A 13343-nucleotide genomic window follows, 5' to 3' on the forward strand; every position below is an offset into this window, starting at 1 on the left:
TCAATAACGATTGAGGAGAAAAAGAATGAGGAAGTTACTGCAAATCTTATGCTGCATTGGACTTTGCGCGCTGCCGCTGGAAATGATTCCGGCGTCTGTATCCGCAGAAACCGCGGGGGACGGAGCGGAATTCATTGAAAATGTTGAACTCCTGCGCGGAGATTCAGCGTTAAACAACGGGGACAGCGTCGCTGCGGCGGATGAGCTGGTTTTACGCTATACACTGAAACCCTTGGACGAATCTATGAATCTTCCGGGCAGCGAGTGGGACATCGCAATCCCGGAGTATCTTGAAAATAACCATCCGGCTCTGAATCAGGAAATCAAGATCGGCGGACAAACGATAGCGCGGATTACTGCCGGAGCGCGAAAGGATCAGATCAAACTGACGTTTGAACAAGAGCTGGGCGAACTGCCGATTTATGAAATGAAGTTTGAGTTTGGGGCCAGGTTGGCTATGGACGAAATTGACGGCCGCCAGGAAGCGGCAATTGGCCTGGTAGCAGATCACACAGTGCGTTTGAAAATCACGGACAATGCCATCAAGGATCCCGCGGTCACCGGGAAAAGCGGCGTTTATGAGAAGACCGGAACGATTGCCTGGACGGTTTCGTTAAGCAAGCAGATCGCGCCGTTTGACGAGGATCAGAACGCTCTGCAGTATACGACAGGGTTTCTGTTTTGCGATGAACTGACGGACAAACAAACTTATGTTGAAAACTCGCTGACGCTGAAGGTTGGAGACCGGGAAACCCATCCTGCGGTTCAGGTTGACGGGCAGACGCTGCGGGTCACGCTGGATCAGCCGTTAAGTCAGGAAGGATTCATCACATACAGGACGATGCCCTCTTCCGCGGTGTTTGTCGGAGATGATGGGCAGCTGGCGGACCCTTCTCAAGGGATGAAAGTAACCAACACAGCTCAGCTCTGGCAGCCGGACGGTTCCACAAAACTGTCCGAGGCGCAGGGCGAGGTGCTGCTCAAGGGTGAAAGCTGGCTGATGAAAACCGGTGAAAACTACGATCTTGTCAACAAGACCATGACGTGGAAGCTCGTCGTTCACACCCAGTCGCTGCCGTTGGAATCGATCACAATTTATGACGAACTGGAAGATCGCTTGAGCTTTAACCCGGCGGATGCCAATGTGATGGTCAACGGGACTTCAGTTCCTTCCGGGGTTACGCTGAATCCAACCTTTGACGGGCGAAGCGGCGGTGATCAGAAGCTGCTGACGATCGATCATCCGCAGGAAGCTGAATACGTGATCACCTATCTCACGCACTTCGATCTCGATCTGACGGCGCAGAATGTCAATACGAATCTGAAAAACAAGGCATGGCTGGAGATCAACTGGGATCCCGATGGCGCAGGCCCGGAACCTGTCCGCCCTTACGGTACACCGGTCATTGAAAAAAACCACAAACTGCCGACCAGCGTCGTTGAGAAATCCGCGAGCTACAATGCCGCAACACGCCGGATTACCTGGACGGTGACGCTGAATAAGAATCTTCTGGACGTCAAAAACGGCACGATCACAGATACGCTGACCACAACCAATCAGAAATATATTGGCAACCCCGAAGTGATCACACCGAAAACCGGATATACGATCACGATCCAGCCGCTGGCCGATAAGACAACCGCGGCGACGCAGGATTATGAAGTCCTGATCGCCAATGCCGCCGGCGAAACGAATACCTTTAACGAAATGATTGTGTTCCAGTATGAAACAGAAGCGACCGATCCGCTGTTCTACGCGGATAACGCGAAGATGAAATTCCATAACAAGGTGGCCTTCGGCTCGGATGCGATTCCGATGCTGACCGCTTTTGCGCAGCCGCAGTTTTCCAGCACGGTGCTTCAAAAGAGCGCTGAAGGCTATGACTATCAGACGCATGAAATCCGCTGGAAGATCGTCGTTAATCAAAACGGCACCGAGCTGACGGATGTTCGGGTCAAGGATGCGCTGCCGGAGTATTTGCGGTATGTGGAAAACAGTCTGACTGTCCGGTATGCTTCACAAAACAAAGACGTTCCGATGACACCAGTAATCGAGAAGAACGAACTTCAGATCGAGCTGGGCACGCTTCATGAACAGGTCACGCTGACTTTCAGAACAAAGTTGGACGTGAACGCGAAAAATCTGCCGGAAGGCTTCCGGTTCGATCAATCCAATACGTCCAGCGACGCTAACGCCTTATTAGCGCTGACCAATACTGCCGTTTTGGAAAAGCAGGAAGGTCAGCCGGTCAGTCATACAGCCAAGCTTGAGATCGCGAATACAGCGTTTGATAAATCAAGTGTCGTCCACAGCGATCAGTACACCGTAGACTACACGATCAAAATTAACCAGGCCGGGGCAGATCTCAGTGCGGTTTGTCCGGATGGTCTCGTCATTACCGATACGATGAGTGAAGAATTACTTCTGGATCCGGAAAGCGTTGTTTTAAAGCAAACTGAAATTCAAACCAACGGCGATTTCAAGGAAACGAATACGATTGAAGGAACCGCCGTTCAGGTCAATGGCAATCAGGCAGTGTTTACGCTGCCGTCAACATTGGATCTCAACGGTTCCTATGTCCTGTGTTACTCAGCCTTTGTCAACATTGCTTCCAAAGGGGAGTTTGCGTTGTCCAACCAGGCAAGTATGGGAAATCAAAGCAGCGGTCTGGCGAACAACGACGCGATTCAATTCCAATCCAAGTATTCGGCGGGCTCCGCGACACGGATTCCCGGCCGCGCCAGTCTGGAATTGACAAAAACCGCGATTGACGACGATACGCCGGTTGTAGGAGCCGAGTATGGACTGTATGCGAAGAATACCGCGGGTGAACAGTACTTAATGCAGAAGGCCATTACGGATAATGCGGGAAAAGTAATGTTCACCGCCTTGAAAACAAAGGCGGGCGAAAACGAATACACGGTAAAGGAACTGAGTGCGCCGCAGGGCTTTGTGCTTGATACCGCGGAATATCCGGTCACGATGACCGCGAAAGCCGGCACAATCCAGACGATGAAGGTCAGCGACGCGCGGCTGCGCGGGGAGGTTGCTTTTCTGAAACAAGATCAGTATGGCAAGCCGGTCTCCGGCGCGCTCTTTGCGATTTATAAAAACGATGCCGGCGTAATGGATGAAACGACTCAGCTTTCTCAGGCTGCCAGCGATGATCAGGGCCAAGTTCATTTCAAGGATCTGGATTTAGACCAGACGTATGTAATCGCGGAATTGAGCGCCCCGCAGAGGTATGATAAAACCGAAGAATTGTATGAAGTCACGGTGGATGCCGATGGGGTTTCCAGCGCGCTGAAGGAACAGAGAAGCGGACAGGAAATGCACGCGGTCGTCAACCAGAAACACCCGGCACCGCCAGCTCCGGATCCATCGGAACCTGAAAATTCAACACCCTCCACTCCGGCTGCAGTTCTGCCGTACACCGGGGATCGGGAGTTTGTGCTGGCGCTGGCTGGCGGTTTCGTTCTGATCGCTGCGGGATTGGCGCTGACCTTGAAAAAGCGCCGCCATTCATGAAACGGAAAATCTTTGGACTGATTCTGATGGGAACGGGGATTCTCCTCGTTTCCCTGACGCTGGGCAACCGGATTCTGGAACTGAACCAACGGAAAGCGCTGATTGCCCAGACTCGCGCTGTTATAACGCAGCGGATGGAAGAAGCCCAGGCGGCAGAATTCACCGAGGATAGTTTTTCCTTTGCGGAGGGGCCGGCGCTGCTGCGGATCCCGTCGCTGAATTTAGAAGAAGCGGTATGTGAAGGGACCGCGGCAGATACGCTGAAATTCAGCCTGGGGCACATGGAGAACACCGGAGATCCGGGAAGTGCGGGCAACTGCGTGATCGCCGGTCACCGCAATGTCGTAGGCGGGTTCTTTCACGATCTGCCTTCGATCGCGATCGGCGATGAAGTCATTCTCGAGCACGGCGGCCGTCCGCTTGTCTATGAAGTCTATCAAACGCTGACCGTAACGCCGCAGGACGATTCAGTGCTGCTGAGCGACGGGACGGGACAGCTGACGCTGATCACATGCAGCTCGGCCGTTGAACCGACGCACCGTTTCGTCGTCCAGGCCCGGTTGAAAAGTGAGGAATAATAAAACTGTCAGTCCGATCGAATCGCTGCCGGCCTTTCAAAGTTTAAAGTTCTTTTTCCTGCGGATAAAGTGGAAGAAGAACTTTTTTTAATCGTTGTTTAGAAGCTGATTTGCATAAATAGAAAAGCGAAACGCTAAAATCCCTTGCAGGATTATCAACGTTTCGCTCATCGATAGGAGATTGTTGTAGTTTATTCTGATCATTCCATTTCCGGATCGGTTTCATCCAGGTGTCCTTCATCCAGATAATACCGTGTATCCTTGACGATCACGCGGGTCAGAAGCAGCACGGCGATCAGATTCGGAATCGCCATCAGTCCGTTCAGCGTGTCCGCAATCGTCCAGACCAGATCGAGCTTCATCGTACAGCCCAGATACAGCACAACGATCCATAAAACACGGTACGGCTTCAGGATCCTCTTGCCGAACAGATATTCCATACACCGCTCGCCATAATAACTCCAGCCCAGAATCGTCGAGTAGGCGAACGTCAGAATGCCGAAGATCAACAGCGGCGTGCCGATAACGGGAATCTGCGCAAAGCACAGGGTCGTCAGTTCACCGCCCTCCAGGCCGATCGTAGAGATCGCCGGGTTGGCGATGATGCTGGAAACGAGCACCAGGCCGGTGATCAGACAGACGACAACGGTATCCCAGAACGTGCCGGTCGAGGAAATCAGCGCCTGCCGAACCGGATTGCGCGACTGCGCGGCAGCGGCGACAATCGGCGCCGAGCCCATCCCGGATTCATTCGAGAACAAGCCCCGTGCGCAGCCATACCGGCAGGCTGTTATGATCGTGCTGCCGATAAACCCACCGGCCATCGCCCGGGGTGTGAACGCCGCCTGCACGATCAGCTCAATCGCCGGAAGCAGATACGCCCGGTTATAATACAGAATATAGAAGCAGCCCAGCGTATAAAATAACGACATGAACGGAACGAGCTTTTCACACACGTTGGCGATGGATTTAACGCCGCCGAAGATGACGAGGAACGTCACCGCCGCCAGGATCAGACCGACCAGCGAAGCGTTGAAATTAAAATTGGTAACCAGCGCGTCGGCAATTGCGTTGGACTGTACGCTGCAGCCGATGCCGAACGCCGCCAATCCCGTCAACAACGCGAACGCCACGCCGAGCTTGGGATGGCCGATTTTTTCCAGGACGACCATCGCGCCGCCCAGGTAGGTGCCATCTTCCGTTTTGCGGCGGTATTTGACGGCGATCAGACTTTCCGCGTATTTGGTGGCGATGCCGAACAATCCGGTCAGCCATGTCCACAGCACTGCGCCCGGACCGCCGGAAACAATCGCGGTCGCTACGCCGATGATGTTGCCGGTGCCGATCGTCGACGCCAGCGCCGTTGTCAGGGCCGCGAACGGACTGATATCCCCTTCGGTTTTATCCGGCGTGACCGACAATTTAATCCCTTTGAAAACCCAGCGCTGCACGCCGCGGGTGCGGATCGTCATCCACAGATGCGTGCCTAAAAGCAGAAGAATCAACGGCGGTCCCCATAATACCGCGTTGAACTGACTAAAAATCTCATTTAATAATTCCATAATTCAATCCCTCACCGGTTTATTTTACCTCGCGGGGATGGAATCGGAAAGTAAAATTTACCGGGAAGCGGTAATTTTAAGCGTAAAACCTTTGTCCTTTGGCTGCGGATTGGGTAAAATGAAGGACAGAGAAGCTGGGTTTTTCTTGGGTTCAGCGTCAGATGACTCGTTGAACGCAAGCCGGCGGACGACATCGAAGAAAAGGAGGCTTAAGGAAATGGAACTGATCAAACCCGATTACCGCGGAGGAATCTTAGGCGTCATCAATGCCTGGCGGAAGGAGCTTGGATTAAGTGTTCATCACCCGGCGGATCCGCAGGTGAGCGCCTGGCTGGCCGAACAACAATGGAATCAGATCGTTGTGCTGTTGATCGACGGGATGGGTTCCCGGCTGTTGGAAACCAAACTGGAAAAGGACAGCTTTCTGCGGACGCATCAGCTCAAGGAAGTGACGACGGTGTATCCTTCGACCACCTCGGCTGCGACGACCAGCGTGCTCAGCGGGAAATCCCCGGCGGAAAACGGCTGGATCGGCTGGCATCAATATTTTAAGGAACTGGACGACTCCTTGATTCTGTTCATGAACCGCAGCTATTACGGAGAGCGAAGCTATCCTGATTACTCGTATACGCATATCCCGTTTTTGAATCAGAAGGATGAGCTGACCCGGATGGGGAAAACGGCGCTGGAGCTGTATCCGGCTTTCCGTGAAGGCGGGGCGCACAGCTTCGATGAATTGTGCGGTCAGATTGCCGCGCACAGCCAGGCTCAGGACGCGCAGTTCATCTACGCCTATTGGGACCACTTCGATTCCCTGATGCATGTGAAAGGCCCCTCGGATCCAGCGTGTGCGGAAGAACTGAAGCAGATCGACGAATGCTGCCGCAGGCTGGCCAGCCAGCTGGATCCAAGGACCGGTTTGATCATCATCGCCGATCATGGACAGGTCGACGTCGACAACATCAACCTGAAAGAGGAGCCTGAGCTGTTGGACTGCCTGCGTTTCGGCCCGACGGTGGAACCGCGCGGCACGGCGTTTTTTGTGAAGGATGGCCGGCTGGCGGAGTTCACGGAAAAGTTTGAACGGAAATATGCTGGCCGGTTCCTGTTGAAACCTTCGCAAACCTGGCTGGACGAAGGCCTGTTCGGTCCGGGTCCAATCCATCCGCGGACGCGGGAATTCCTCGGCGATGTGTTCGCGGTCGCGATCGGTTCCAGCTGCCTGGGGCTGTGGGAAAACGGGAAGCCGCCGTTTAAGGGGCAGCACGCGGGTTTAGGCGTGGAGGAAATGATGATTCCGGTCATTCTGGCCGGACATGAAACAGAGGATCCGGATGCATTGGTTTGATCCGGAAGACCGCAGTGAAGCGGTGATCACGGCCCAGCGGCATGTGAAAAGCAGCCATGGCACCTCAGTGCCGCCGGTTCTGCCGGAGGTGTGCGTGCTGTTTGAAATGGGGCGGGCGCTCGATCAGCTGCGTCAGGATTACCCCTGTGAGGTGATCAGCGAACATCTGCCCTGTTTTCTGGATAATCCGCCGTGTCTGAGATTGCGGGATGCTCCGCATGTTTGCTTTACGAAAGGCGGCTATGGCGCGCCGGCGGCGGTCGATACGCTGGAAACTGTGCTGGCACTCGGCGTAAAGAAGGTGATCGTCGCCGGCTTGTGCGGTGTTTTCGATCCCCGGGCACAGGTGGGGGACGTTCTGATTCCGACGCGGATTTACAGCGAGGAAGGTACGTCCAGACACTATGTGGAAAACTGCGAATGGGCGGGGACAGATCCGGCGCTGTGCGCTTTTCTGCGTCAGGCGATGGCGAAAGCGCTGCCGGTCAAAGCTTTGGATACCGTGACCACCGATGCGGTGTATCGTCAGACGATGAACAAGGAAGCCGCCTGGCGCGCGCGGGGCTGTGCCGGGGTCGACATGGAAGCTGCCGCCCTGCTTCAGGTCTGCGCGGTTTACGGCATCCCGGCCGCGGCGATGTTGTTGGCGTCGGATGGTCATCCGCTGCCTGAAACCAACACTGGCTGGAGCTGGGGCAGCGTAAACTTCGCGGAGGTCAGAAAACGCTACATCGATCAGATCATTCAGGCCGGCGTGCAGCTGGGGAAAGAAATCTGAACTGGGGGCTAACAAAATCCTGTTCCGTCAACCTGTCTTTTTACCGCTTCGTTGTTTTTCCTGGAAAACAGCGAAGCTTTTCGTTTTTCCCGCCCGATTTCTGCTATACTGAAACTGGAAAATAAGGCGTGCAAAGATGCGCGGAAAGGGGATGGCACGATGATTCGCAAAGCGTTTAAAATGAAATTATACCCTGGCAAGGAAGCAGAGTACAAACGGCGGCATGATGAGCTGTGGCCGCAGATGAAGCAGATGATCCATGACTACGGCGGGCATGACTATTCGATTTTTCTCGATCCGGAAACATTGACGTTGTTCGCAGTGCTGCAGATTGAGGACGAGGAACGCTGGGCGGCTTCGGCCCAGACGGAAATCTGCCGGAAATGGTGGGATTCAATGGCAGAACTGATGGAAACGAACCCCGACAACAGTCCGGTCAGCGTGGACTTAATCCCAGTGTTTTATTTGAAATAGCGGGAAAAGAGAGGATCAGAGCATGACGGAACGTCCTGATTTCTGATCCCAATACTTTTCATAAGGAGGAAAGAATATGATGGCTTCATCAGAAAGATTTCAGCTGGCGGCTGCGGATTACGCGCTTCTGGGAGTCGATGTGGAAGCGGCGCTGAACACGCTTGCCGGAATTCCCATCTCGATTCATTGTTGGCAAGGCGACGATGTGATCGGCTTCGACGGTGCCGGAGCGGTTTCCGGCGGCATTCAGGCGACCGGCAATTATCCCGGCCGCGCGCGGAATTTTACGCAGCTGAAGCAGGATATTGAAACGGCGCTGCGCTTGATCCCCGGACAGCACCGGCTGAATCTGCATGCCAGCTATGCCGTGTTTGAGCCTGGTCAAAAAGTGGACCGCGATCAGCTCAAGCCGGAGCATTTTCAGCCGTGGATCGATTTCGCGAAGGAAAACGGACTGGGGCTGGACTTCAATCCGACGCTGTTCGGACATCCGCTGGCGGAGGCTGCGACCCTTTCCAGCGAAGATGAAGCGATCCGGCAGTTCTGGATCCGCCATTGTCAGGCCTGCATCAAAATCGCTGAAGCCTTCGCGGATCAGCTTGAAGACACAAGTCTGGTCAACATCTGGATTCCCGACGGATTAAAGGATATTCCGGCGGACCGGACGTCTCCACGCGCCCGCTTAAAAGCTTCGCTCGATCAGATCCTGACGCTGGATTATGACCGTTCGAAGGTGAAGGTCGCCGTGGAATCGAAGGTGTTCGGCATCGGGATCGAAAGCTACACCGTCGGCTCGCACGAATTTTACATGAACTACGCCGCGCGGAACCAGCTGCTTTGCCTGTTGGATTCCGGACATTACCATCCTACGGAAACGATCAGCGATAAAATTTCATCGATGTTGTTGTTCAGCGACGAGCTGGCGCTGCATATCAGCCGGCCGGTGCGCTGGGACAGCGATCACGTCGTGCTGTATGACGATGAAACGCGGCAGATCGCTCAGGAAATCATCCGCAGCGACGTTCGCCGGATCCGCATTGCGACCGATTATTTTGATGCCAGCATCAACCGCATCGCGGCCTGGGTGATCGGCGTGCGCAGCGTTCAGAAAGCGCTGCTCAACGCCCTGTTAACACCGCAGGCAACGCTGGCCGAACTGCAAAGACAGCGCCGTTTCACTGAGCTGATGGCGCTGCAGGAACAGCTGAAAATGGCGCCGCTGGGAGCAGTCTGGGATGTATTCTGTCAACGTCAGGGCGTTCCGGGCGAGTCGGAATGGCTGAAGGAAGTACAGGACTATGAATGCCGTGTACTGGCAAAACGAGAGGAAGAGGAGCAAGTATGAAATGTTTAGAAACACCCTGGATGCAGGGTATGATTCGGATGTGCGGCGACGGTTTCCGGCAAGGCTGGCACGAGCGCAACGGCGGCAATCTGTCGTACCGCATTCCGCAGACCGAGCTTGAGGCGATTCGCGGTCAGCTGAGCTTTGATCAGCCCTGGCAGCCGATCACAGCGAAGGTGCCGGGGTTGGCCGGCGAGTTCTTCGCCGTGACGGGAAGCGGCAAATATATGCGCAACGTCGAGCTGAATCCGGCCGCCAATCTGGCGATCATTGAGATCAGTGCCGACGGCACGCAGTATCGGATTGTCTGGGGGTTGACCGAAGGCGGAAGACCGACTAGCGAGCTGCCGACGCATCTTATGAATCATGAGGTGAAAAAACGCGTCACGCAGGGGAAACACCGTGTGATCTATCACGCCCATCCGGCCAACCTGATCGCTCTGACGTTTATCCTGCCTTTGGATCCCGCGGTTTTTACGCGCGAGCTGTGGGAAATGGCGACGGAATGTCCGGTTGTGTTTCCAGAGGGGTTAGGCGTGGTGAAGTGGATGGTGCCCGGCGGCCGGGCGATCGCCGAGGCCACGAGCGTGCAGATGGAGCAGGTGAACGCCGTTGTCTGGGCGCACCACGGCTTGTTCTGTTCAGGAACCGATTTTGATGAAACGTTTGGCCTGATGCACACGATCGAGAAGTCCGCCGAGATTTTGATCAAGGTGCTTTCCGTTACTCCGCATAAGCAGCAGACGATCACAACGCCGGATTTCATCGCGCTGGCCGAGGATTTTCACGTCACGCTGAACCCCCAGGCGCTGCATCAAAATGACTGAGCGGCTGTCCGGCGGATCAAATTTCAGGAATAAATTTAAATGAAGTTTTCGGAGTCAGATTTCACAAAAAATATTGAAATAAGAAACAAGGAAGTAATGAAAAAAGGGAACGGACGTCAACGATCGGATGAAGGATCTTGAATGTTCGTTCCCTTTATCATTTTGCGAATCGTAAGAATTAAGCCTGGATCTCAGAAATAATATTTCCGCATTCTTTGTAAAAACTTATGGGTAATCGGATAACCGGAGGCTTCGCCGATAACGGAATCCATGCCGCAATAAGGACAAACGGCTGTCCCTGCCGGATCATCAATCCATACTGTAATTTCCCGGGGATCAAAAATGACAAGACAACAGAAACATCCGCAGCGTTGATCCTGAAGTCACTGTGCTTTGTGATTCGTGGAGAAAACACGAGCTTTTTCAAGCTCATTCATGACGGGAATCCTCCGATGTTTGTTTTTCTTCCTTCATCATCTGGCGGCATTGCTGGGGACTGAGACCAAAGCGGTTTTTGAATACCCGGCAGAAATAATGCTGCGACGTGAAGCCACACTGTTCGGCGATTTCCCACATCAGATACGGCTCCGGGCTCAGCAGCATCGTCCGCGCCTTCGTCAGTCGTTTTTCGTTGATCAGTTCGCTGAACGTACAGTTGACTTCTTCTTTGATGATCCGCGACAGGTAGGATGCAGAAACGTGAAATTGTTCGGAGAGCTGATTGAGCGAAAACTCGCTGTCCGTCGCCCGGCGATCGATTTCCTGCAGCACCTGCGTGATCATCCGGCGATCCTGATGCTGCGGGACCACGATCCGGGAGGTTGTGATCTCCTGCTGGAGCATCGCCGCGCAGCGATCCAGCACGGCGCTGAGCTGTTCCTCGGTGACCGGCTTCAGCAAGTAATCGACGACATGGTAGCGGCACGCTTTCTGCGCGTATTCAAAGTCGCTGTAACCGGAGATGATCACAAACCGAAGCCGCGGATCCTCGTGATAGCGCTCAATGACTTCCAGTCCGCTGACTAACGGCATGTTGATATCCATGAAAACGATCGACGGCCGCAGCTGTTCGATCATCGCACACGCTTCCTCTCCCTGGGCCGCGGCGCCCACCACTTCCATATCCTTTCGGCAGTGGCCGATCATCTTGGTCAGGCCCCGCCGGGTCATCGCTTCATCGTCGCAAATCAATATTTTCCACATCATGATCCTCCTCAATTGCCGGAATCCGCACCGTAACCACCGTGCCCTGTCCGCTCGCGCTGTTCAGCGTCAGTCCGTAGTCCTTGCCATAGGTTAAACGAATCCGCTGGTGGACGTTGACCAGGCCGAAGCCCAGACTGCTTTTTCCCGTGTCGAACGCCCGGCGCAGCTGGCCGAGCGTTTCGCAGTCCATTCCCACACCGTTGTCGCTGACCTTAATTTCCACGTCCGCGCCGCGGCGGCGCGCCTGAATCGACAGCGTACACGGATGCGGGCACGGCTTGATGCCATGCGCAACCGCGTTTTCCGCCAGCGGCTGCAGCAGCAGCTTCAACATTAACAACGATTGCGTTTCAGGCGAAGCTTCAATCGTAAAATCAAACTGATCCGCAAACCGCATTTTCTGTATTTCCAGATAATACCGGACGTGATCCAGCTCGCGCGGCAGAGGGATGAACTCGTCGCCGCGGCTCAGGGAAATCCGGTAAAAGCTGGATAACGTGCTGATCAGCTGAAGCATGTCTTCGTCGTTGTGATCGTAAGCCATCCAGTGCAGCATATCAAGCGTGTTGTAGAGAAAGTGCGGGTTGATCTGAGCTTGCAAGATCCGCAGCTCGGCCCGCCGTTTTGCTTTTTCCTGATCGATCAGCTGGTTCATCAGCCGCTGGATCTGGGCCGTCAGCTTGTTGAAGGAGCGGGCCAGCGTCGCGATTTCATCGCCGCCCCGTTCTTCTGCCCGGATGCTCAGATCGCCGGTTCTGGCCTGGTCCATGGTGGCGCACAGCTGAGCCAGCGGCCGGCTGATCGTGCGGGAAAGCAGGATCGCCGCGAAGATCGTCACACCTAACAAGACGATCCACACCATCGCCAGCGTGCCTAATAAAGAATAGGTGTTCTGCATTAAGACGGAACGCGGCACCTGCGTGCACAAAAACCAATCCTCCGTCATCGGAATCGGCGTGAAGTAGAAAAACGAACTGCCGTCCGAGACATAACGGGTGGATACCGGCGGATCCATTTTCAGATGCTCGGCGAACTGCGCCAGCTTCGCGCTGCTCAGCGCTTCCGGCAGCACGGTGTAGTTGCGTCCCTCGCTGTCCATAATCCACGATACCCCGTCATAGAAATCAATCCCCTGCGCCAGCTCCGTCAGCCGGTTGAGCGCGATCGCACCGTTGATAAAACCATACGGCACGCCGTCTTTACGCAGCGGATAACAGATCAGGGCGATCGGGGCGTTGTCGGTCTTGGAGGTGACCGGTTCGCTCAGAATAAACGGTTCATTGCCGGTCATCGCGCGTTCAAAATAATCGCGGCCGGATACGTCGATCGTCTTATCCTGGGCTACCCAGCCGATCCCATCGCGCATGCCGATGGCGAAGGTGCCCCATTGATTGCCATAGCGCTGTCCGACGTCGGCGTTGAGCGTTTCGACAAACGGCCGGATGTTGTCAAAGTCCATCGACTGCACCGCCGGGCTGAGCGCGATGATTTCCAGTTCGCTGACACGCTGGGCCAGCCAGTCGCCGGCTTCGCGGGCTTTGGCATCGAACAGCTGGACGCTGGTGGAGGAGACCAGCTGCTGATTGGCGTGGGAAACGGTCAGGTACACAAGGCTCATCAGCACCGCGAAGGCGGCGGTGATCAGCGCGCTGAACGTGACGATCATTCGGGTTTTAAATTTCATGGGGATCACCTC

11 protein-coding genes are annotated in these 13343 nt (G+C 54.7%); 7 read left to right on the forward strand and 4 right to left on the reverse strand.

Translation table 11 applies throughout. From position 1 onward, the window contains the following. Positions 1 to 25: 25 nt before the first annotated feature. Both DWY25_RS04875 and DWY25_RS04880 read left to right on the forward strand, forming a co-directional pair. The gene (locus DWY25_RS04875) at positions 26 to 3529 is read left to right on the forward strand and encodes an LPXTG cell wall anchor domain-containing protein (RefSeq protein WP_117894301.1); all 3504 of its coding nucleotides are present in this window, start codon (positions 26 to 28) and stop codon (positions 3527 to 3529) included. Beyond that, a complete protein-coding gene (locus DWY25_RS04880) occupies positions 3526 to 4107 on the forward strand; it encodes a class D sortase (RefSeq protein WP_117894302.1) in 582 nt (193 codons plus the stop codon). Before DWY25_RS04875 ends, DWY25_RS04880 begins: the two co-directional genes overlap by 4 nt. A gap of 43 nt (positions 4108 to 4150) precedes the next feature. On the opposite strand, the gene DWY25_RS17595 is transcribed toward DWY25_RS04880, so the two are convergent. Next, entirely contained in the window at positions 4151 to 4333 is a 183-nt protein-coding gene (locus DWY25_RS17595) for a hypothetical protein (protein WP_147336662.1), read from the reverse strand. Further along, positions 4308 to 5669 (reverse strand): alanine/glycine:cation symporter family protein, encoded by a 1362-nt coding sequence (locus DWY25_RS04885; protein WP_117894303.1) that lies wholly within the window; start codon positions 5667 to 5669, stop codon positions 4308 to 4310. Before DWY25_RS04885 ends, DWY25_RS17595 begins: the two co-directional genes overlap by 26 nt. A 217-nt stretch (positions 5670 to 5886) precedes the next feature. On the opposite strand from DWY25_RS04885, the gene DWY25_RS04890 reads away from it, so the two are divergent. The 5 genes from DWY25_RS04890 to rhaD all read left to right on the forward strand — a co-directional run bounded on the left by DWY25_RS04890 (position 5887) and on the right by rhaD (position 10441). Further along, entirely contained in the window at positions 5887 to 7017 is a 1131-nt protein-coding gene (locus tag DWY25_RS04890) for an alkaline phosphatase family protein (RefSeq protein WP_181981699.1), read from the forward strand. Next, the gene (locus DWY25_RS04895) at positions 7004 to 7795 is read left to right on the forward strand and encodes a nucleoside phosphorylase (RefSeq protein ID WP_181981700.1); all 792 of its coding nucleotides are present in this window, start codon (positions 7004 to 7006) and stop codon (positions 7793 to 7795) included. The genes DWY25_RS04890 and DWY25_RS04895 overlap by 14 nt, the downstream gene beginning before the upstream one ends. 159 nt (positions 7796 to 7954) lie before the next feature. Beyond that, positions 7955 to 8269, forward strand: coding sequence for an L-rhamnose mutarotase (gene rhaM, locus DWY25_RS04900; protein ID WP_006057691.1), 315 nt, complete (start codon positions 7955 to 7957; stop codon positions 8267 to 8269). 76 nt (positions 8270 to 8345) lie between these two features. Then, the gene (locus DWY25_RS04905; RefSeq protein ID WP_220412916.1) at positions 8346 to 9614 is read left to right on the forward strand and encodes an L-rhamnose isomerase; all 1269 of its coding nucleotides are present in this window, start codon (positions 8346 to 8348) and stop codon (positions 9612 to 9614) included. Continuing rightward, entirely contained in the window at positions 9611 to 10441 is an 831-nt protein-coding gene (gene rhaD / locus DWY25_RS04910) for a rhamnulose-1-phosphate aldolase (RefSeq protein WP_117894306.1), read from the forward strand. Before DWY25_RS04905 ends, rhaD begins: the two co-directional genes overlap by 4 nt. 429 nt (positions 10442 to 10870) lie before the next feature. On the opposite strand, the gene DWY25_RS04920 is transcribed toward rhaD, so the two are convergent. Continuing rightward, entirely contained in the window at positions 10871 to 11644 is a 774-nt protein-coding gene (locus tag DWY25_RS04920) for a response regulator transcription factor (RefSeq protein ID WP_039863696.1), read from the reverse strand. Next, complete coding sequence (locus tag DWY25_RS04925) at positions 11616 to 13331, reverse strand: cache domain-containing sensor histidine kinase (RefSeq protein WP_117894307.1); 1716 nt, start codon at positions 13329 to 13331, stop codon at positions 11616 to 11618. The genes DWY25_RS04920 and DWY25_RS04925 overlap by 29 nt, the downstream gene beginning before the upstream one ends. Positions 13332 to 13343 lie beyond the last annotated feature (12 nt).

Origin of the sequence: Holdemania filiformis, assembly GCF_003459085.1 — a bacterium.
Taxonomy (GTDB): domain Bacteria; phylum Bacillota_I; class Bacilli_A; order Erysipelotrichales; family Erysipelotrichaceae; genus Holdemania; species Holdemania filiformis.